General features: G+C 52.4%; 21 protein-coding genes. 6 read left to right on the forward strand and 15 right to left on the reverse strand.

Going from position 1 to position 19,878, the window contains the following annotated elements; genetic code table 11:
- The 3 genes from O4H47_RS17305 to O4H47_RS17315 form a co-directional block, all read left to right on the forward strand.
- On the forward strand, positions 1–430 hold a 430-nt coding region (locus O4H47_RS17305; RefSeq protein WP_269395272.1), incomplete at its 5' end, for a hypothetical protein.
- A 404-nt stretch (positions 431–834) separates the two neighbouring features.
- The gene (locus tag O4H47_RS17310; RefSeq protein WP_269395273.1) at positions 835–2,184 is read left to right on the forward strand and encodes a tyrosine-type recombinase/integrase; all 1,350 of its coding nucleotides are present in this window, start codon (positions 835–837) and stop codon (positions 2,182–2,184) included.
- A complete protein-coding gene (locus O4H47_RS17315; protein ID WP_269395274.1) occupies positions 2,181–3,320 on the forward strand; it encodes a tyrosine-type recombinase/integrase in 1,140 nt (379 codons plus the stop codon). Before O4H47_RS17310 ends, O4H47_RS17315 begins: the two co-directional genes overlap by 4 nt.
- 285 nt (positions 3,321–3,605) lie before the next feature.
- On the opposite strand, the gene O4H47_RS17320 is transcribed toward O4H47_RS17315, so the two are convergent.
- From O4H47_RS17320 to O4H47_RS17370, 11 genes are all read right to left on the reverse strand, one after another.
- Positions 3,606–4,712 (reverse strand): ABC transporter substrate-binding protein, encoded by a 1,107-nt coding sequence (locus O4H47_RS17320; RefSeq protein WP_269395275.1) that lies wholly within the window; start codon positions 4,710–4,712, stop codon positions 3,606–3,608.
- Between the two features lie 49 nt (positions 4,713–4,761).
- Positions 4,762–5,523 carry an ABC transporter permease gene (locus tag O4H47_RS17325; RefSeq protein WP_269395276.1) on the reverse strand — a complete coding sequence of 254 codons (762 nt, stop codon included), beginning with the start codon at positions 5,521–5,523 and terminating at the stop codon, positions 4,762–4,764.
- Complete coding sequence (locus O4H47_RS17330) at positions 5,520–6,323, reverse strand: ABC transporter ATP-binding protein (protein WP_269395277.1); 804 nt, start codon at positions 6,321–6,323, stop codon at positions 5,520–5,522. Before O4H47_RS17330 ends, O4H47_RS17325 begins: the two co-directional genes overlap by 4 nt.
- A gap of 87 nt (positions 6,324–6,410) precedes the next feature.
- Positions 6,411–7,232, reverse strand: coding sequence for an alpha/beta fold hydrolase (locus O4H47_RS17335; RefSeq protein ID WP_269395278.1), 822 nt, complete (start codon positions 7,230–7,232; stop codon positions 6,411–6,413).
- On the reverse strand, positions 7,229–7,516 hold the full coding sequence (locus O4H47_RS17340) for a 2-hydroxymuconate tautomerase (protein ID WP_269395279.1): 288 nt from the start codon (positions 7,514–7,516) through the stop codon (positions 7,229–7,231). Before O4H47_RS17340 ends, O4H47_RS17335 begins: the two co-directional genes overlap by 4 nt.
- Positions 7,517–7,528: 12 nt before the next feature.
- Positions 7,529–8,296, reverse strand: a complete 768-nt coding sequence (locus tag O4H47_RS17345; RefSeq protein ID WP_269395280.1) for a 2-keto-4-pentenoate hydratase — start codon at positions 8,294–8,296, stop codon at positions 7,529–7,531.
- Complete coding sequence (gene dmpG, locus O4H47_RS17350; RefSeq protein WP_269395281.1) at positions 8,293–9,327, reverse strand: 4-hydroxy-2-oxovalerate aldolase; 1,035 nt, start codon at positions 9,325–9,327, stop codon at positions 8,293–8,295. The genes O4H47_RS17345 and dmpG overlap by 4 nt, the downstream gene beginning before the upstream one ends.
- Before the next feature lies 1 nt (position 9,328).
- Complete coding sequence (locus O4H47_RS17355) at positions 9,329–10,264, reverse strand: acetaldehyde dehydrogenase (acetylating) (RefSeq protein ID WP_269395282.1); 936 nt, start codon at positions 10,262–10,264, stop codon at positions 9,329–9,331.
- Positions 10,261–11,058: a 2-keto-4-pentenoate hydratase gene (locus O4H47_RS17360; protein ID WP_269395283.1), complete on the reverse strand. Its 798-nt coding sequence runs from the start codon at positions 11,056–11,058 to the stop codon at positions 10,261–10,263. The genes O4H47_RS17355 and O4H47_RS17360 overlap by 4 nt, the downstream gene beginning before the upstream one ends.
- Positions 11,059–11,072: 14 nt before the next feature.
- Positions 11,073–12,551, reverse strand: coding sequence for a 2-hydroxymuconic semialdehyde dehydrogenase (locus tag O4H47_RS17365; RefSeq protein WP_269395284.1), 1,479 nt, complete (start codon positions 12,549–12,551; stop codon positions 11,073–11,075).
- Between the two features lie 270 nt (positions 12,552–12,821).
- Complete coding sequence (locus O4H47_RS17370; RefSeq protein ID WP_269395285.1) at positions 12,822–13,667, reverse strand: glutathione S-transferase family protein; 846 nt, start codon at positions 13,665–13,667, stop codon at positions 12,822–12,824.
- 175 nt (positions 13,668–13,842) lie between these two features.
- Here O4H47_RS17370 and O4H47_RS17375 point away from each other — a divergent pair, with 175 nt between their 5' ends.
- Complete coding sequence (locus O4H47_RS17375; protein WP_269395286.1) at positions 13,843–14,571, forward strand: GntR family transcriptional regulator; 729 nt, start codon at positions 13,843–13,845, stop codon at positions 14,569–14,571.
- Here O4H47_RS17375 and O4H47_RS18210 read toward each other — a convergent pair.
- On the reverse strand, positions 14,536–14,739 hold the full coding sequence (locus O4H47_RS18210; protein WP_419719645.1) for a helix-turn-helix domain-containing protein: 204 nt from the start codon (positions 14,737–14,739) through the stop codon (positions 14,536–14,538). The two genes, O4H47_RS17375 and O4H47_RS18210, sit on opposite strands and share 36 nt — an antisense overlap.
- Positions 14,706–14,921 carry a hypothetical protein gene (locus tag O4H47_RS17380; RefSeq protein ID WP_269395287.1) on the reverse strand — a complete coding sequence of 72 codons (216 nt, stop codon included), beginning with the start codon at positions 14,919–14,921 and terminating at the stop codon, positions 14,706–14,708. Before O4H47_RS17380 ends, O4H47_RS18210 begins: the two co-directional genes overlap by 34 nt.
- 137 nt (positions 14,922–15,058) lie before the next feature.
- On the opposite strand from O4H47_RS17380, the gene O4H47_RS17385 reads away from it, so the two are divergent.
- Both O4H47_RS17385 and O4H47_RS17390 read left to right on the forward strand, forming a co-directional pair.
- Positions 15,059–16,126, forward strand: coding sequence for an IS110 family transposase (locus O4H47_RS17385; protein ID WP_269395288.1), 1,068 nt, complete (start codon positions 15,059–15,061; stop codon positions 16,124–16,126).
- A 346-nt stretch (positions 16,127–16,472) separates the two neighbouring features.
- Positions 16,473–17,858, forward strand: a complete 1,386-nt coding sequence (locus O4H47_RS17390; RefSeq protein ID WP_269395289.1) for an IS1182 family transposase — start codon at positions 16,473–16,475, stop codon at positions 17,856–17,858.
- A gap of 225 nt (positions 17,859–18,083) precedes the next feature.
- On the opposite strand, the gene O4H47_RS17395 is transcribed toward O4H47_RS17390, so the two are convergent.
- Positions 18,084–18,587, reverse strand: a complete 504-nt coding sequence (locus O4H47_RS17395) for an AAA family ATPase (protein WP_269395290.1) — start codon at positions 18,585–18,587, stop codon at positions 18,084–18,086.
- Positions 18,588–19,124: 537 nt separating this feature from the next.
- Entirely contained in the window at positions 19,125–19,871 is a 747-nt protein-coding gene (locus O4H47_RS17400; protein WP_269395291.1) for an SDR family oxidoreductase, read from the reverse strand.
- Between the last annotated feature and the right edge of the window lie 7 nt (positions 19,872–19,878).

Genomic DNA, 19,878 nt, shown 5'->3' on the forward strand with positions numbered 1-19,878 from the left:
CATAGGGGCTACGATGAACCAAAAACCATCTCTTACGCAACAACACCAATCTGTCTATCAAATACTGACGCCGGACACGGAGGTGCCAGTAGGCAATGCTTCAAACGTTGCCGACCAAGTGGAAGAGTTGTTCAACACTCACATGTTGGCCATCAATTCAAACCAACGTGCGGTAGCTAACGCTATTTCTATCATGCAAAGCATGTTGATCTCTTCTGTAGCAGGTGTGGACGGAGACTTAGAAGCAGCCATGACAGAGCTTGCAGAGATGTCTCAATTGCTCGTCGCTAAGACTGTCGAAGAGCCTGATCAGGACACTCCTGGATTGAACATCATTCAAAGGAAATTTGAAGAGCAAGAGATGTCAAAGAGTCCAATTGCGGATGAGAAGGAAGCTGAATTGGATGATGACGAATTGGAGCGCGATTAGTGCTGCTTCATTCCACCCGTATCCCCCCTGCGTCCCTCTGGTCATTTTGCCCAGCACGCCAAAAACTCTCCGGTCATTTTGCCCAGTCGCTTCCAAAATCGCTGGTCACTTTGCCCAGACACTACATAACCTATTGAAATATATGACAAAATCTTACTCGCCACCAAATTCGCATCGAAACCACTGTTTTTACCATTGTTTTCAATGGCTTACTTGCCTTGCAGGGGAGCTGCGTTCCGTGTGTAGTCTTTTTGAGGACTTTGTCCGATTTTGGAACAAAATGTGATTGTGGTAAGATGTTGATCTAGTTGGAAGTATTGGTCCAATCAAAGCCATTGCGGCGTTTGAACGACCCTCCTCCTCCCTGCTTCCCCGTTTTTCCTGGGTGCTTTCCAAGGAACTGCGTGGATTTTTTCCTGAAAGCAAGGAGTAAAACTATGTCCAAATTATCGGCCTCTTCTGCTGTTATTAAAACACGTCACCACACAACTTCCCGGGACGCTATTGTGTGGGATGATCATGTCAGACCACTCGGGCTTCGAACACGAGATGGCAAAAACACGTGGATTGTTCAAACTCGCGTTGATGGAAAAACCAAAAGACGAACGCTTGGTTCTGAAGACGGCATATCAATTTACCAGGCTCGAGTTCTGGCACAGCAAACTTTGGATCAGCTTCAGCAAACATACGCTCGTTCAAATCCATTAGTGAGCATAGAAGACTTTGCCAACATTTGTTTAGAAGATTGCATTGGACGCTGGAAGGCAGGGTCCTTCAAGACGAACAAAAGTGCGATCAGAAGTCACATCATTCCTCACTTCGGGGGGAAAGCTGTAGTCGAAATTGAGCATCAAGACGTCGTCGTCTGGTATCATCAAATCGATAGGGCACCAGCAACACGCAATCGCATCCTCTCTATCCTTTCAACGATCATGCAGCACGCGGAGATTACCGGCATCCGGCCATCACACAGCAATCCGTGCCGTTACATGCGCAAACGTCAGAGCGAGTTCAACGCCGAGTATTTGGATGACAATGGCTATGCGAAGTTGGCAAAGGCCCTACATTGCTTCGAAGACCAGTTTCCCATGCAGGTCGCCTTTGTGAAGTTCCTCATGTTTACAGGCTGTCGCAAGGGAGAAGCAAAATCTGCTCAGTGGTCTCAGTTGGAATTAGATCGCATCGCTCTGCCCGACAGTAAAACCGGGCCAAAAACAATCTGGCTCGGCGATCCAGCACGAAAAATTCTCAAGACATTGCCCAAAACCGGATCACACATATTTGCTGGCAGCCAGTCAAACAAGTTTGCAAACGAGTTTGAAAGGGACCTAACTCGACTTTGGAAGGAAGTAAGAAACAAACTCACCAGACCAAAGTTCAGGCTGCACGATCTACGCCACAGCTTTGCGTCCGTTGCCGTAAATATGGACTATGACCTCAAGGTCATTGGCGGGCTGCTTGGGCATACTGATCCAGAAACCACGGCCGCATATGCGCATCTGAACAAGAAAACTGTTCGCGAAGCTGGTGATCGGGTTGGCAAGCATTTAGAGCGTACATTCGGTCAAAAGTCACCGTCCCAAGAGCCCACCATTGCCCGCAAGACTTTAGGGCGACATTCAGTGTTTATGAGGTTTATTAAATCCAAGCAGAAGCTTGATCAGTTCTGCAAACTGGAAGGTCTAAGTCCTCAGACCTTTCGCCAAGAGCTCCGATTATGGAGGAAGAACAATCAGCGGAGGGCGGCAAAATGAAGACGCTCACTCTGTTGACCCCTCACCTATTGGACAACCTCGTTCCACAAGCAAAAGAATACACACTATTTGATGCCCAGTCCGATCAACTTGCCCTGCGCATTCAACCCGGTGGTTCGATGTCTTGGGTAATGTGGGAAAGACAAAATGGCAAAACGCGCCGCATAACGTTGGGCAAGTATCCTGATCTTTCACCCAAGCAAGCACGCCAAGCACATCACTTGCGCAAATCTGGCGTCGAAGTAGTTCTGCCAAGGGCAGAAACCACAATTCGGTTTGCGGAACTTGCCGCGTTGTTTGTCGATATCAAGCTCTCCAAATACAAGAAGTCTGCACGAGGGCCATTCAAAGACTATCTGCGCAGCCAGCTCATCCCTGCCTTTGGAAACAAGGAGATCAGCAAGATTACAACGCCTATGGTGGCGGACTGGTTCTATAATTATTCTAAACAGCGTTCGGGTGGAGCTAATCAAGCCATTGGCCACTTCACCACGATGTACAATTGGGGGAAACGAAATGGTCACATCCAATTTGAACTAAAAAACCCTGCCTCGCCAATCAAACGCAACAAAACTTTACCACGCGGGACAATGCTGAATTCCGAACAGCTCAAGGCGCTTTGGGAAGTGTTAGAACGTCCACCCATTCGATGCGCACCAGCGGCAGATCCGCTGAAGCTGATGCTGCTTACAGCTTGCAGACGTGGCGAGATACTTGGTCTCACATGGAAGGAGGTTAAACCGAGCAAAATTCTACTTAATGACGCCAAACAAGGTCCGCGAGAAGTGCCGCTCAACCGACAAGCACAAAAGCTTCTCAGGGCGCTCAAATACGGCAATCATTCGCGTTTCGTGTTCCCGTCGGATCAGTCAGAAAGTGGTCACCTCGAATGCATTGATCAAGCTTGGCTCACGATCAAGAGCTTTGCAGGTTTAGCGCCCGACTTCCGCATTCATGACTTGAGACATACTTACGCATCACATGCCATTCTTTCTGGCGAGTCCATGCCAGTAACAGGTCAACTGTTGGGACATAAGTCGCCGCATTCGACCCAAAGATATGCGCATCTTGACGGATCAACCTTGGCAGGAGCCGCCGAGAACGTATCCAAAGAGATTGAGAAAATGATGAAATAGAGTTAGGGCAGATGTGGGCGGAAACCGGCCCTTCACTTCGTTTGCACGGGCTCTCATACGGCCCTCGTAAAAGCTGCCGTTCATTGAGGGGTAGAACCCCAAAATGCTGCTACTTTTCTAATGACGGCGGTGAGTCCACATTACTAATTTTCGACAATGCTGTGAGGGTGCGCTTTAGGGCAGTCGAATTGCCTCCGTATGACGCAAAGCGCCCCGACCTATATAGTCGGGGCGCTCTTCTTAGCATTCAAATACCGTTACTCTCTGCAGCAGAAAACAGTGGAGTTAACGGTCGGCGTAGGCCGCGTCAATCACCGCCTGCACGTTCTCGCCCGAGATCAATGGCGCAACATCAAGATCTGCGGAAACAGTGTCGCTTGACGCAAGGATTTCCACAACGGTCTGCCAAGACGAAAGCTTGAGTTCGCCTGGGCGTTGACCCTCGGGAGGCGTAATGAGGTTCATAGCTTCGGCATAAAATGCTTCGGCCACAACCTGGTTTTCGCACGCCGACTCGATGGTTTCACAGACAAGGTCAAATGCCGCCTGTGAGTTTTCGATAGCGTAGTATTGGCCTTCGACCCATGCGGTTGTCAGAGCTGTAGCAGTGCTCATCCCTTCCTCTGTGGAAAGAACTTCTTCAGATGTTACCATGCAGGCGCCCGGAACGTTCGAGTAGGTTTCAGGTGTAATGTCGACCCATTCGATACCCGATGCAGCCAGTACGGCGACGTCCGGAAAGCTCGAGCTGTAGGCCTGCACAGTATCTTCTTGCAAAGCGATCAGCGACTGCGGACCTGCCGGGCCAATCGGGAGAACAGTGATCGTCTGATTGACGACCAAGCCTGCCTCGGCGATCGCCGCCGCGACGAGCTGGCTTTCGCCGCCACCGGGTTCGGTATAGCCAAGCACCTTGCCTTCCAGACCTGACATCGATGTGATGCCGGTATCGGCGCGTGCAACGATACGATAGACGTTCTTGACCTGATTGCAGAAAAGAACCCGAATATCATCGCGCCGGTTAAACGCGACGACGGCATCTGCCGCGCCCATAAGTGCAAATTCGCTATTCCCCGCAACGATCTGTTGCGAAAGATAACCGGACCCGTCAGCGACCACCGTTGAGACAGTGATGCCTTCATCGGCGAAGTATCCCAACTCGCGCGCGACGATGAGCGGTGTGAATGCAAAGCCTTCAGGAATTGGAAGTAATACTTCCACCGGAGCCAAATCCTGTGCGACAGCCACGTCCGCTGTCCCAATCTGCAGCGCCATGGCCCCAATTGCTAAGACACCGGCCTTCTTGAATAGTTGTTTCATAGTTTTCTCCCTTTTTTGCGATGATTGCGGCAAAATCGCCGTCGTGTTGTCGTTTCGAATGAGTTTCATCATTGTCTTCTCCCTTAATTACTAATCATGATCGGTCTCCAACCTAGAGCAATCAATCGTGTTTCCAGGTGATCAAAAACCGCTCAAGCAATTCAATCAGCCCGTAAAGAACAAGGCCGATCACAGCCAAAAACAGGACCACAGCAAAACCTTTTGCCACTTCCAGTTGGAAATTCAGTTCCTTGATCAAGACGCCAAGTCCGACAGATCCGCCGACAAACTCGGCAACAATCGCACCGAGCAATGCCAGTGTGAGCGCGGTCTTGATCCCCGCAAAAGCCACAGCGGACGCGCCCGGCAAGGTAAGGCGAAAAAACATCTGAGCGCGGCTGGCACCCAAAGACCGGAACAGCATTTTGGCATTGTCACCAACGCTTGCCATACCGGCGACCGTATTGATCACCACAGGAAAGAAGCAGATCACGGCAGCCATGACGACCTTGGAAGTAATGCCGAACCCGAACCACGTCAGAAAGATCGGTGCCAGCGCCACGCGAGGCGTGTTTTGAAATGCAATTACGAATGGGTAGATAGCGGTGCGAAACATCGGAAAGGTTCCTGTTAGCGCACCGATGATCAGCCCCAATGATACACCAATTGCAAACCCGTAAAGCGTTTCTTGCAAAGTAACCCATGTTGCCTGCCAGAAGTATCCACGCGTCACGAGTTCACTGAAACCCACCGAGATATCCCACGGCGACGGAATCATAATCGGGTTTATCGCTCCAAGAGCGCTCATCAACTGCCAGAGTCCGATGATCGAGATCCCCACTAAGGTCGGCAACCCGACCCGATACAAAACCGATTTTGTCATTGCTTTTCTCCTTCCAAGTCCGACGCCAGCGCGGCGCGAACTTCGTTGCTGAGCTGTTGGTAGCGGTCGCTGCCGACCATGTCGGCGCGACGCGGACGTTCGAGATCAACCTTGATATCGCCGACAACCCGTCCCGGATTGGCGCCCAGCGCGATGATACGGTCCGACATCAAGACGGCCTCGCCAATAGAGTGCGTCACCAGTAATGTGGTCTTGCCAAGCTTATCGGCCATCTGTGCCACTTCGATGTTCAGAAATTCGCGCTTGAATTCGTCAAGTGCCGAGAATGGCTCGTCCATCAGCATGATGCCCGGATCAAGCGCCAACGCCCGCGCAAGCGCAACGCGTTGCTGCATGCCGCCCGACAATTCCCAAGGATTGAGCTTTGCAACAGGAGTAAGGCTGACCAGCTCTAGAAGGTCCGCCACCCGTTTCGCAGTGTTGCCATCGCGGCGGCCCGAAATTGCAAAGGGCAGTTCCACATTCTTGCTGACGTTCAGCCAAGGCATCAGAACCGATTGTTGTAGCATGAAACCGATATCTTCGCGTCCTTCACGCGGTGCCTCACCGCCGACGGATACATTGCCGGTGTCATAGCTGACGAGACCGGCGATGATTTTTAGCAAAGTGGATTTGCCACATCCGGATGGTCCGACGAACGAAACGAATTCACCCGCTTTGACCTCAAGGTCGATATCGCGCAACACGGGCAGAGGCCCTTTTGCGGTCATGTAGGTTTTCGACACGGCCGCAAGACTGATCGTCTCTCCGGCCGCCGTATTGTTATAATTCACAGACATGTTGCCTCCTTCTTTTGGTAATCCGCCAGCCGCAAGGACCTGGAGAATTCGTCGTTGTTCTGGCGCCGGCATTCCAGCGGATTGCAATCAGTCCAAAAAATCACCGACGATCCCGTTGAAACGGTCGGCTTTCTCGATTTGTGTCCAGTGTCCGCAATTGCGGAAAAGATGCAGTTCCGAATTCGCAAGTAGCCCGAACAGCCGTTTGGAAACATCGACCGGGATCACCCGATCGTCCTGACCGTGAACGATCAAAGTCGGAACTCTCACTCGCGCGACATCCTCCTCGCGCGATGCAAGGGCGCTCAGGGCGTCCTGACGTGGTTCTGCGAACATGGACGAATAAGCTTCCATCACGCCCGGACGCATCGCAGCGCGGTGGCGCAGTTCTGCAAGGTCGTCGTTCACAAGCGACGGGTCGAAGGCGAAGATCTTCAATAGCTCCACCATGTTTTCCACAGTCGGAACATGTCCCCAAACCTGATCAAGTTCCTTCGTGAGCGGAAAATCCAGCCCGACAGCGCCCATTAGGACCAATCGATCAACCCGCTCGGGAAACCGGATCGCATAGGCCAACGCAATCGCGCCGCCAAAAGAATTGCCGATAATGGCAATCTTGTCTTGCGCCTGGCTGTCGACGAATGCGGCAAAATGATTGACCCAAGCATCGCGGGGAAACTGCAATCCTTCGGGCGCGTCAGTATAGCCGAAACCCGCCATATCCAGTGCAATACACCGGACCCCGTGGGCAGCAATCGGCGCGAGATTCAGCCGCCAGTTGGCCCAGGATGACACACCTGGCCCTGACCCGTGAATGAAAAAGACCGGACGGCCCTCCCCGATATCATGATAATTCGTCTTGATACCGTTGATCGAAATCTGGCTGCCGATTTCTGGGTTCTCTGTCACTTCCAATGCCCTCCCGCATCTTTTGACGTCTGGTCGTCGTTGCCCCTTGATTGGGCCGGTAACGGATATGTCGGCGCTTTCTTTTCGGCCTGTGCTGCGCGAATTTCAGCGATGGATACGCCTCCGATAGCCCAGTGTTCGGCAGGCAGTTCACGGATCGCGACACGGATGGCTTTACGCGGGGCAGAGATTGCGTTTTCCACTGCATCCGTTACCTGCGTGATGAGGTCTGATTTTTGCGAGCTGGTGCGCCCTTCAATGATCGTGATTTCGACGAGTGGCATGTCATTTCTCCTTTAGGAAACGTCAAATCTGACACGACCGATGTCTTGAACTTCGACTTCGACCTGCATTCCGGGCGTCAACGGGACGGCTGCAGTTGCGGCACCGGCAAGTACGATATCGCCTGGTTCAAGCACATGGCCCGCTCGTGCCGTCATTCGCGCAGCCGCAACAAGCGCGCGCAGCGGATGGCCCAGAATTGCAGCAGATGAACCCACCTCACGCGGCATTCCATCAATGGAAAGAACCATGCCCAGATTAGTGATATCGACATCGGGACGCGCATAAGAGCCGATGAAGAACGCAGCGGACGAAGAATTGTCAGCCACAACATCACCCAGCGAAAACTTGAAGTTCTCATATCGGGAGTCGATGATCTCAATCGCAGGCGTGACCGCTTCGATTGCAAGCGCTGCCTCTGCCATGCTGACCTCTCCAGTCAGACGACGATTAAGAACAAAAGCGATCTCGGGCTCGGCGCGCGGATGGATAAAGTCGGTCCGAACAAGCGTGCCACCTTCTTCGCGGCGCATCGCGTCGGTCAGACGCCCCCAAGTGACTTCGTCTACACCCACCTGTTCCATTTTGGCACGACTGGTCAGGCCCATCTTGACGCCGACAATGCGCTCACCACGCTGCTGACGCAGCTCGATCCCCATTGCTTGAATAGCGTAACCTGTGGCCGCATCGACATGCTGGTCATCCGACAACTGGTGGGTCGCCGTGGCAGACCGGTTGGCATCATCAAGCCGCTTTGCTATTACTGGAAGAGCGTTCATCATGATGCAGCCTTTCGCGCAGTGACAAGGTCCAGAGCTACATCGACAATCATATCTTCCTGACCGCCAATCATTTTTCGTTTGCCCAACTCGACCAGAATATCCGAAGTCGGAATGTCGTAGTCTGAGGCCGCCTTTTCTGCATGGCGCAGGAACGACGAATAGACGCCCGCATAGCCTAGCATCAGGCTTTCGCGGTCCACGCGCACAGGGCGATCCATAAGCGGGCGCACGATGTCATCGGCTGTCGCCGAAAGCTGCGCAAAGTCGCATCCAGTCTCTATGCCAAGGCGGTCAAAAACCGCGATCATGGCTTCTATCGGGGCGTTTCCGGCCCCTGCCCCAAGTCCAGCAAGCGAACCATCGACCCGGACTGCCCCGGACCGAATACCGGCCACCGCATTGGCAACGCCGTGGTGCAGGTTTTCATGGGTGTGAATGCCGACTTCGGTCTCGGGCTTCAGATTTTCGCGCAGTGCAGTCACGCGCGCGGTCACATCGGCAGGCAGCATTGCACCCGCACTGTCCACGACATAGACGCATTCCGCACCATAGCTTTCCATCAACAGCGCCTGTGCGACCAAGGCTTCGGGCGACGTCATATGCGCCATCATCAAGAAACAGGCCGTGTCATATCCTAGGTCACGGGCCACACGGATGTGTTGGCGTGATACATCAGCCTCTGTGCAATGGGTGGCAATCCGAACTGATCGGGCACCAGCGCCATAAGCGTCCTTCAGATCATCAGCCAGACCGATACCGGGCACCAAAAGCACCGTGATGCGGGCCGTTTTCACAGCCTCCGCCGCCGCACCAATCCAGTCGAGATCGGAATGACTGCCAAACCCGTAGTTGAACGACGACCCCGAAAGCCCGTCCCCATGCGTAACTTCCAGTGCATCGACACCCGCCCGATCAAGCGCGCCTGCGATTGTCGCCACATCGTCAAGGCTCATCTGGTGGCGTAAGGCGTGCATCCCGTCACGCATCGTCACGTCTTGAACGTAGATCTTCTCTTTGTTGGGGATCGCCATTTTACGCCGCCTCCACGTTATGGGCTCTCGCCCAGTTTTCTGCAGCCGCCTTCGCTGCTGAGGTCATAATGTCGAGATTGCCCGCATAGGACGGGAAGTAGTCGGCATTACCTTCGACCTCGATGAAGATCGACGTTTTTAGCCCCGAAACCCGCCCGATGCCCGGCACGTTCAGCGGTGCATTGTCGCTAATGGTCTCGAACTGCACATCCTGTTTCAACCGATATCCAGGGACATAGCGTTGCACCTCTTGCACCATCCGTAACACGCTTTCGCGGATAGCGCCTTCGTCGCCGCCCTGGCTCAGGGTAAAGACTGAATCACGCATCAACATTGGTGGATCAGCGGGGTTAAGGATGATAATCGCCTTGCCCCGCTCCGCTCCGCCGACTTTTTCAATGGCGCGGCTGGTGGTCTGGGTGAACTCGTCAATATTCGCCCGCGTTCCCGGCCCTGCTGAAAGCGAAGAGACTGATGCAACTATCTCGGCGTAGATCAGACGGTCCGTTGCACGGCGCACAGCGTGAACCATCGGGATCGTCGCCTGCCCTCCGCAAGTCACCATATTCAGCGCGCTTTCACCGCGGTTTTCATTAAGGTTTACGGACGGCACAACGAAAGGCCCAATAGCCGCAGGCGTCAGATCAATGATCTGCTTGCCATCGGCCACCAGCACTGGATGGTGCTTCATATGTGCGCCAGCCGAGGTCGCATCCATTACGATGGAAATATCTTTGTAATTCGGTAGTGCGCGTAAACCGTCCAGCCCTTCATGGGTGCTGGGCACGCCAAGGTCAGCCGCGCGTTTCAGCCCGTCGCTCGCTGCGTCGATCCCGACCATCGCGCCCATCTCAAGCTCGTCCGAGCCCTTGAGGATTTTCATCATGAGGTCCGTGCCAATATTGCCCGATCCGATTATCGCAACTTTGAATGTCATGCGCTTTCTCCCTTTGCGAAATGAGTGGTCACCTCTCCGAGGCCATTGATTGAAACGCGGAACGTGTCGCCCGGAGCGGCCGCAACCATTGGCCCCAACGCACCGGACAGGATCACATTACCCGCCATCAGCGGGCGACCAACTCTTGCCATGCGTCGTGCGAGCCAGAGCGATGCGATCAGCGGGTTGCCCATGCAGGCCGCACCGACCCCGAAGCTGACAGGTTGCCCCATCCGTTCCATCACCATCCCGCAGAGCCGTAGATCAAAATCAGCAAGGCGTACCGGTCGCGACCCGAGCACATAGAGCCCCGACGATGCGTTATCTGCAATCGTGTCGAAGATGCCGATTTTCCAATCCTGGATGCGACTGTCGACGATTTCAATGGCGGGCAGCGCATAATCAATCGCGCCCATCAGTTCAGCGGTTGTCACATCCTCGCGCGTTAGGTCGCGCCCCAGAACAAAGGCAATTTCTGCTTCTACTTTCGGCTGAATCAGCGCACCAGCTGGAATGATGCCGCCATCAGCATATTCCATGTCCGCAAACAGCATCCCGTAGTCAGGTTGATCGACGCCCATCTGTGCCTGAACTGCTCTAGACGTCAGGCCAATTTTGCGCCCGACAAGCCGCCGCCCCTGCGCGATTGCGGCTTTTGTCACTTCTTCCTGAACTGCATAGGCCGTATCGATATCGGCTTTGTCGCCGAAATCTGCAGCAATCGGTGCAACAACCGCACGGTCGCGTTCTGCTGCAATCAGAGCTTTTGCTGTGGTTTCAATCTTGTCAGCCATCGTCAATTCTCCCCTTAAAGCTTCACGCAGATGTTTGCGCGCTCTGAATAGAACTCTAGCGAATGCACACCGCCTTCACGCCCAATGCCTGACTTTTTAGAGCCACCAAAAGCGGTGCGAAGGTCGCGCAAGAACCAGGAATTCACCCACACAAGGCCCACTTCAATTTTCGGTGCGAACCGGTGTGCGCGGGAAAGGTCCTGCGTCCAGATCACACTTGCGAGGCCGTAGTCATCGTCATTGACCTTCGCGATCACCTCGTCTTCAGAATCGAACGGGCTGACATGGCAGCACGGGCCGAAAATCTCTTCGCGAACAAGGCGGCTGGTTTCGGGCAACCCGGTCCAGATCGTCGGCTCTACGAAATGTCCACTATCACGCGCATCATCGAAAGTCGGCACGCCGCCCCCTGTCACGATCGTCGCGTTTTCCTGCTTGGCCAGTTCGTAGTAGGACAGCACCTTCTTGCGGTGTTCCGCAGAAATCAGCGGCCCCATATTCACGCCCGGATGGTCCGGTCCGCCCAGAACCATGGCTTCAGCACCATTTCTAAGTCGGGCCACGAATTCGTCAAAGATCGCGCGTTCAACATAGACACGCTCGGTTCCCAGACAAACCTGACCGCAATTGGAAAACACGGACTGCATCGTGCCTGCGACGGCTTTGTCCAGATCGGCATCCGCAAAGATAATCGCGGCGTTTTTCCCGCCGAGCTCTAACGAAATATCCCGCAGGCCAACGGCGGCCTGCTTCATGATCGCTTCGCCGGTCGTGGTCTCACCAGTAAAGGTGATCCCGTTGACAAGCGGATGTTGCGTCAGCATTTCACCGGCTGATTCTGGGCCAAACCCGTGGATGACATTGTAGACCCCTTTCGGCACGCCCGCGTCATTCATGACCTGGCCCAAAAGAGTCGTTGTGTGCGGTGTTTCCTCGGACGGTTTGACAACCACCGTATTGCCCAATGCCAAAGCGGGTCCAACTTTCCATGTCATCAACAAAAGCGGCAGATTCCAAGGGCTGATGACTGCGATAACCCCTTTGGGTCGATGCACACCATAGTTGATCGCCTTGCCGCCATCGGGAGTATCGGTCTCGAAGAACTCCGAACCGAGGTTCTTGATCATATCAGCGAAGGTGGAAAAATTCGCCCCGCCGCGTGGAATATCAACCATCCTCGCTAGACTGGAAGGCTTGCCGGTGTCGGCCACTTCGGCCGCCAGAAACTCTTCAAAGCGATCATTGATGCCCTGCGATACGCGCTGCAGGATGCCCGCCCGTTCTGCCACCGTCATACAGCCCCAAGGACCATTCAGCGCAGCCTTTGCGGCACGAACAGCATGGTCCACATCCTCGCGGCCCGCCTCATGCACCTGAGCAATTACCTTACCCGTAGCAGGCGACACCTTATCAAACATGCGCCCCGAAAGGGCGGATCGATACTCGCCGTCAATAAACAGCCTGTGTTCCGTGAGGGCCTCATTATCCAGCATGTCATCTCCGTAACTTGATCAAAGCCCCGCGCAACGCCGAACCAACTTCCTTGATCATCTTTAAGTAAAATCGTTTTGCCAATTTAAAAACGTTTTTATTAATTTAAAATCGTTTTGTCAACTCAAAACCGTTTTTAAGTTGACGGCGATTGATTTAATTGAATTTGTTGAGGAACTCACAGAGTGGCGAAGTAACTTAACATGTCGGATTTTGGATGAACACGTTGCAGTCCGTGGAGCCAACGCCCCTGCTCGATCTCGGCAGATGCTTCAGAATGCGCTTCTATCGGCCATGTGAGATTGGATTGTGGGCCACGCCTTGGCACCAATTCCGCGCAGATGTGCCCGGGCTTCGGCGTCGAGATCTGCCTTGATTGCAGTCGTCCAACTGTCGCGACCCTGCAATCGGTCAATCCAATCGGCGACGCGTGGGTGAGTTCCTGCATAAAGCTCAGTCCAGCCATATTGCAAAAGCGTCTGGAAATACGGCGCGGTCACGATATCAGCGAGGCTAAGGTGGTCACCGATCAACCAATCGCGATCCTGCAAGGCCCGTTCCATCTGATCAATCGTCTGACAATAAACGCCAACTGCATTCCTGACATCAGGCGCATCAAGCCCTTGGTCGAAAAGTCGCTTTTGACGCTCCCTGCGAGGGGCTTCGACCACCTGATCTATCAGCGCAAGTGCTTCGTCCCGGTCCATCTCCAAAAGCCGCGGTCGCATCGCCAATGGCCATTGCAACGCCCCACATGACGGATGCAGGCTATTATCGACATGTTTCATCCACAATCGGATTTCAGCCCGAAGATGCGGCGCGTCCGGCCGCAGTGAAACTGCACCAACATAGGCTTCGTCAAGATATTCGCAGATCAGTGATGATTCCCGTAGAACATGGTCCCCGTCCACCAACGTCGGCACCACGCCCGCCGGATTGAGCTTGAGATACCAGGGTTGCAAGTTCTCTTTTCCGGGCAGGTCGATATCCTGCATTTCATAAGCAAGAGCCTTTTCCGCAAGGACGATGCGCACTTTTTGGGCACACGGCGACATTCTGTTATTATACAGTGTAATCTTCAGCGCATTGCGCGTGCGCCTGTTCGCATGATCCGCCATGACATCCCCCTCACTGAAATGTGACCTGTCCTTGCCCCGCATCATGTTTCTTCAACAACGTTTTGTCAAGCCAGTAAACGTTTCTTTATTGTTAAAACGTTTTCACTAAATTAAGTCGTTGGTTGTTAGCATAATCTGCGCTAAGTAATAGACTTTATCTGAAGCGCAGGACCCAATGATTTTAGAGAATCCAAATCAAGAAAAAAAAACGGCCGTCGAAACGGTGCAGTCGCAGCTCAGGGATCAGATTCTCAACTTCGATCTTCCCCCCGGCACCCGCCTGCATGTAGACAACCTGCGGCTCAAGTTCGATGTCTCGACGGCGACTATGCGCGAAGCCCTGTCGCGACTTTTGATCGACAACCTCGTCACGACAGAACGTCAGCGCGGGTTCTGGGTCCGTGAACTCAGCCTTGAGGATTTTCGTAGCATTAGCGAAGCCCGCAAGATCGTCGAAATCGGCGCGCTGCGCTCGTCACTCGATCACCGCGACGACAATTGGGAAGGTGATCTGTTTGCCGCCTATCGCAAGTTGAAGCTCGTCGAAGACCGGTTGTTATCCAAATATGATCCCGATCTGGCAAACGAATGGCATCTTCGGAATAGAAAGTTCCATGATTGCCTAGTGCAGAACTGCCTAAACCCGTGGCTGATCGATTTCAGACGGCTTCTTCATCAACACAGTGATCGTTATCACCGCCTTGTTCTGAAGGACAATCGCAAACATCGTGACGTCAGCCAGGAACATGCCGAAATTTTCAGAAGCGCGATTGATGGCGACATCGAACTCTGCGTTGCGTTGGTTGAAAATCACATCGACACGACGGTCGAACTTATTGCCAAACGTTTACCGCAGACTTCCCAAAGATTAGCAATTCCACTGAGTGCTGAGCGTACGAAGTGAGCTCATAGGAGGTGTCCTTTGCGGCCCTGCATGAGGCAGAGCAGTTAGTCCGCAGTTCTTGCGAACTTCGCGGCCGACCGTCGAAATTGACCGGTTCAAGTTTTGGGCAATCGAACGAAACGACAGCTTTGTGATCAGCCCCTGAGAAATGTATTCTCGTTCAATGATGCTCGAAACACATCGGGAACGAGTTCAATCAGCGTGACGGATTCCACCAGTTCGCGCCAAGTGAAGAGAAATCGAAGACGACGCACAATTAGATTAACGGCCATTTGATCATCGCGTTGCCACCGATCCCACATCTCGGACTTTTGTTGCTCCGAATAAAGCGTCCGTGTACGATATTTCATATTAGACACTCCATCTTTCCAAAAAGACTAATGTGAGGCGTTCGTTTTGCAGCGAAAGTCAGCTAATGGGATGTACCGGCTGCTTCCCCCGATGGGTTAACCTGTGAGGGTTACCTCATAAATTAGGAGAAGCAGATATGACTACAAAGAAAGTGGATGGAATAGAGAACTTGGCCGTGGTTGGCGTTGATATTGGAAAGGACACGTTTCATCTCGTTGGGTTTGATAGCGATGGTAATCTTGTTGTTCGGACCAAAATCAAGCGGCAGGCTTTGAACCAAACCTTTGAGAGGTTGCCGCGATGTGTTGTTGGCATGGAGGCCTGTTTGAGTGCTCACTTTGTCAGCCGAACATTGCGTGGTCTTGGATTTGAACCCCGGATCATCCCGGCCATTTACGTTAAGCCTTTTATCAAAGGTCAGAAGAACGACTACAATGATGCTGAGGCAATTGCTGAATCAGCAATGCGCCCCAATCTGCCAACTGTTTCCGAGAAGAGCCAAGACCAACTTGATCTACAGGCACTTCATCGTGTTCGATCACGGCTGGTTTCGCGCAGAACGGCGGTGATCAATCAAATACGAGCTTTTCTGATTGAACAGGGCATTACAGTGCGCAAAGGATTGCGCTCACTCAAGAACTCTTTCGATGCAATTTTGGAACAGCGAAAAGATGAGATTTCACTACGTATGCGAGATATCCTCCTCGGCCTTCGCGGTGACTGGACGTGGCTCGATGAACGCATTGATACTGTTTCTACAGAGATCGAAAGCATCAGCCAGTCAGAAGAAAACTGCGTTCGGGTGATGACGATACCTGGTATCGGGCGGATGATTTCAACAGCAATGGTTGCTGCAATTGGACTCGGAGAAGCATTTGATCGTGGCAGAGACTTTGCTGCTTGGGTTGGACTGGTACCCCGGCAATACAGCACGGGAGGGCGTACGGTTCTTGGACGTATAACCAAGCGAGGTAGTAGATATCTGCGCATGCTATTAGTTCAGGCAGCGAAGGTGATCTTGATGCGGCCGCACAATTGGTCCAAGTTCAGTTTTGGCGAGTGGCTCAGCCTAGCTGCGGGACGGATGCATCGGAACAAATTGGCCGTAGCGTTAGCCAATAAACTTGCTCGAATTGCATGGAGTGTCTTGAGACACGGCAAGGCATTCGATGCGCAAACAGATGAGGTAATGGTTGGTATTTAAATCCTACCATTATCCAAAGGAGTTCGCGAAAGATAGGAAGCATGGAACGGAATAATACGCCCCCAGAGTCTGACGGCCCATATGGTCACCATCGACCTTGCAGCTAATGAGACCAAGGAGTGTGCGTAACCCCAACAAGGCCACGACCCGCATGTCGACCAACAGGCCGGATACATATGAGCGACTTCCGAGAACATGCAGAAATCACTTGCGAACAGCAGCCGGTACATACATAAGGGCCGAAAGCAGCGACGGTCAGTTAGGGCGTATTCTGTTGAAAAACTCTTGTTGCGTATTGGTCAACGAACTGATTCAATTTCCTTAGTGGTTTGGGAGGTTGAACATCATGATGGGGCCAAGACAGGAAGCGCAGTCGGCGCTGTTTTACGAGTTTTGCCTTGAGGATCATGTTCCAGCAGATCATATGTTGCGCTCGATTGATCGGTTTGTTGATCTCGATGATATTCGCCAGCACCTTGGATCGTTTTACAGTTCAACTGGCCGACCATCTGTTGATCCTGAACTGATGATCCGCATATTGCTGGTTGGCTATTGCATGGGCATCCGTTCAGAACGGCGACTGTGTGAAGAGGTTCATCTAAACTTAGCTTACAGGTGGTTCTGCCGTTTGGATCTGGGAGATGCTGTTCCTGATCATTCAACTTTTTCTAAAAACCGACATGGGCGGTTCAGGGATAGTGATCTGCTTCGACATGTGTTTGAGACAGTGGTTGCACGTTGCATTGCTGAGGGGTTGGTCAGTGGCCAGCGCTTTGCTGTCGATGCCAGCCTAATTGCAGCAGATGCTAATCGCCAGAACTCAACATCTAAAGAAGAATGGCAATCGGATAAGATCAACCCGGAAGCAGCCCCTCGTGCCGTTCGGGAATATCTTGAGACATTGGACGATGCAGCTTTTGGTGCTGCGACAACTGTCAATCCAAAGTTCACGTCACATTCTGATCCTGCATCCCAGTGGACTGCAGCACGCAAAGGTCCTGCCTATTTTGCATATTCAACGAACTATTTAATTGATACCGACAATGCCGTGATCTTGGATGTGGAAGCCACTCGCACTGTGCGTCAGGCAGAAGTAGGCGCTGCACGTACGATGATTGACCGTGTGGCAAAGTCATTCGATCTGCACCCTGAACGTTTGATAGCTGATACGGCCTACGGCTCTGCTCCGATGTTAGAATGGCTGGTTAAAGGACGTGGGATTGCCCCTCATATTCCCGTCATAGATAAATCTGGTCGCAAAGACGGAACGTTTGAGCGCGCTGACTTTACCCATGACACCAAGAATGATCTCTATATCTGTCCGGGCGGAAAAGAACTCAAACAAAACCGCCGCGCTTTCACTATTCCTCGAACACCTAAGCCTGATAAAGAAGGCATCATGCGCTACCGCGCCAAGAAATCAGATTGTGATGCTTGCGGAATAAAAGCCCAATGCACCCCAAAAGAACCCCAGAGAAAAATCCTGCGTTCAATCTACGAACCTTCGCGAAATGTGGCCCGTAATATCACCAAGACAATCGATTACGCAATTTCATGCAAGCTGCGCAAAAAGGTCGAGATGCTGTTCGCCCATCTCAAGCGCATTCTAAAACTCGACAGGCTCCGATTACGAGGGCCCTGCGGTGTAAAAGATGAATTCCATCTCGCAGCTACCGCCCAGAACCTAAGAAAACTAGCTAAACTGATCAAAGAACCAAGCCAAACTGCATAAGAGACGAGATAAACACGGTCGCGCTAAATTCCGAGCGATATGTATGGCGCCTCGATGGTGAGTTTTTCAACAGAATGGGCGGAAAGCGGTCGTTTGGTAGATTAGGCGTTCGGCGCTCTGAATTGGAAAAGCAGACTTTGGACGTTAGCATTGGTCCTGTTTTCGGATAGGCAGCAGTGAGCCCAAATTGACAGATGCAGCACCATCAACGAAGTTCCGATTAGCTCAAAGCTTCGTGTCAACATGATGCAGCACGATATTGAACCCTTCCTCGGGTGAAGGTGCAACGAAGTGTTCTGAAATCTTTCGAAACTGTTCTTCAGTTGCCGCAAACGGATGATCACCTTGTGCATTTCTTGCATGAAGCCGTGCGATGCAGACTTCGTCTGCGACATCTAATACGTGAAGTTTGTGTGCAGCCTTTGTTCGTTCCAAAATGCTCCGCATCCAGTCACGCGAAGCAATTGTGTTCGCCTGGAAGTCTAAGACGACCGAAATCCCCTCGTTTAGCAATGATACGACGTGCGGGGCCATGACCTTGCGAAATTTCGACATGCACCGCATGTAGTCTGACATCGAAGACATTTCTTCGGAATAGAGACCATTCAGCCAATCATCTTCAGCAATCACAACAGTTCCAGCCGTACGTCCAAGTTCGGCAGTCAGAGTGGATTTTCCGGAAGCAATTTTTCCGCACAACAAGTGCAGAGTTGGTATCGTCGAGGACATATGAATAACCTTGTTCGGCGCGGTGTGCGCAATTTACGTTCAGATACGAGTTAACCCGGCCCGGTTTTCAGACCGGGATGGTAACTCGATTTTGGTCCTGACGACCAAATTTCTGAACGAAGGTTCTCATACACTTTCAATGACACGTGGGGGTCTCAATGTCCATCAGTGGAGCGGTGCATTCACAGTCATTGGCCATATAGCGGCTTAGTCCGGAGGCTGTGTGAAAACACCAGTTGGAAAACTTCTCGTAGGAAGCTGTTCTGCCAATCTAGCCTATTTGAAACGCAGATCTAAAAAATGTGCCAAATCCATGTGATGTCGGAATCTAATTCGATCGGAAATGCACTATTTTGCGTTTTCACACAGCCTCTCCGCATTGCTGACGACCGTTCCGAGCCCAAAAGCTGCCCGTGAAGATTGATCCCGGGTTTTCTCCAAGCGGATATACCTGCCGTCTGTTCAAACCAGTTCGGCTGCATTTCTTGGATTATGTCCAGGCATTCCACAAGCACCTTTTCCAAAACATTCGAGTGCTCATGCCATTGGTTCCATACCTGCGCCAGTGACGGTGAATACCCTTTCATCCGGCAGCTTATCGCTCGTCAGAAGGTCGACCACAGACGCACCTACTATGTCGGACGTAAGGGCTTTATCCCATTGACCCATAAAGGCTGCATAGGGTTTTCCAACTGCTTCAGAATATGCTTCCCCCGCACTGCGCCCGAGTTCTGTATCTTGGACCAGCTGTTTCGGAACAACTGTCATGAAGGTTAAATTCAGTTTCAAGATTTCCGCTTCGCGTTGAGCGTATTCAGAAAGGAACATTTGCATCCGCTTGGCCCCAGCATATCCGCCCGAAAGCCTAGATCCGGCCAGTCCAGCCCCGCTTGACAACACCACTATGCGCCCACCTGCCCGCATGGGCTTGGTCAAAGCAGCACGAAAGAAAGCGTGCGATACTTTGGTGTCTGCGTTCCAGGCACCGCTGAATTCTTCCCAGCTCTGGTCCTGAAATGGAGCCATCTTGGGCGAATGTCCGACGCAAAGTATCAATAATTCCGGATCGAACTTTTCCATCAGCGCATTCGCGACACCGTCTTCTGAAGCATCCTCCATGCAGGTGTGAATACCGGGGTAGGATTTCCCAAGATCAGACAAGTCAATTTCATTTCGTGCAGCCACTATTGTTGGGTGCCCTTGATCGGATAGCTTCTGTGCAATTTTGCGACCAATTCCGCGGCTTCCACCGATGATCAACGCGGTTTTATTGTTGTCTGGCATATTTTCC

The sequence above is a fragment of the Maritalea porphyrae genome, assembly GCF_027213965.1.
GTDB lineage: Bacteria > Pseudomonadota > Alphaproteobacteria > Rhizobiales > Devosiaceae > Maritalea > Maritalea porphyrae_A.

Coding starts and splice junctions, on each gene's coding strand:
- O4H47_RS17315 (WP_269395274.1), top strand. CDS start 2,181: ATGAAGACGCTCACTCTGTTGACCCCTCACCTATTGGACAACCTCGTT.
- O4H47_RS17320 (WP_269395275.1), bottom strand. CDS start 4,712: ATGATGAAACTCATTCGAAACGACAACACGACGGCGATTTTGCCGCAA.
- O4H47_RS17325 (WP_269395276.1), bottom strand. CDS start 5,523: ATGACAAAATCGGTTTTGTATCGGGTCGGGTTGCCGACCTTAGTGGGG.
- O4H47_RS17330 (WP_269395277.1), bottom strand. CDS start 6,323: ATGTCTGTGAATTATAACAATACGGCGGCCGGAGAGACGATCAGTCTT.
- O4H47_RS17340 (WP_269395279.1), bottom strand. CDS start 7,516: ATGCCACTCGTCGAAATCACGATCATTGAAGGGCGCACCAGCTCGCAA.
- O4H47_RS17345 (WP_269395280.1), bottom strand. CDS start 8,296: ATGATGAACGCTCTTCCAGTAATAGCAAAGCGGCTTGATGATGCCAAC.
- dmpG (WP_269395281.1), bottom strand. CDS start 9,327: ATGGCGATCCCCAACAAAGAGAAGATCTACGTTCAAGACGTGACGATG.
- O4H47_RS17355 (WP_269395282.1), bottom strand. CDS start 10,264: ATGACATTCAAAGTTGCGATAATCGGATCGGGCAATATTGGCACGGAC.
- O4H47_RS17360 (WP_269395283.1), bottom strand. CDS start 11,058: ATGGCTGACAAGATTGAAACCACAGCAAAAGCTCTGATTGCAGCAGAA.
- O4H47_RS17365 (WP_269395284.1), bottom strand. CDS start 12,551: ATGCTGGATAATGAGGCCCTCACGGAACACAGGCTGTTTATTGACGGC.
- O4H47_RS17370 (WP_269395285.1), bottom strand. CDS start 13,667: ATGGCGGATCATGCGAACAGGCGCACGCGCAATGCGCTGAAGATTACA.
- O4H47_RS17375 (WP_269395286.1), top strand. CDS start 13,843: ATGATTTTAGAGAATCCAAATCAAGAAAAAAAAACGGCCGTCGAAACG.
- O4H47_RS17380 (WP_269395287.1), bottom strand. CDS start 14,921: ATGAAATATCGTACACGGACGCTTTATTCGGAGCAACAAAAGTCCGAG.
- O4H47_RS17385 (WP_269395288.1), top strand. CDS start 15,059: ATGACTACAAAGAAAGTGGATGGAATAGAGAACTTGGCCGTGGTTGGC.
- O4H47_RS17390 (WP_269395289.1), top strand. CDS start 16,473: ATGATGGGGCCAAGACAGGAAGCGCAGTCGGCGCTGTTTTACGAGTTT.
- O4H47_RS17395 (WP_269395290.1), bottom strand. CDS start 18,587: ATGTCCTCGACGATACCAACTCTGCACTTGTTGTGCGGAAAAATTGCT.
- O4H47_RS17400 (WP_269395291.1), bottom strand. CDS start 19,871: ATGCCAGACAACAATAAAACCGCGTTGATCATCGGTGGAAGCCGCGGA.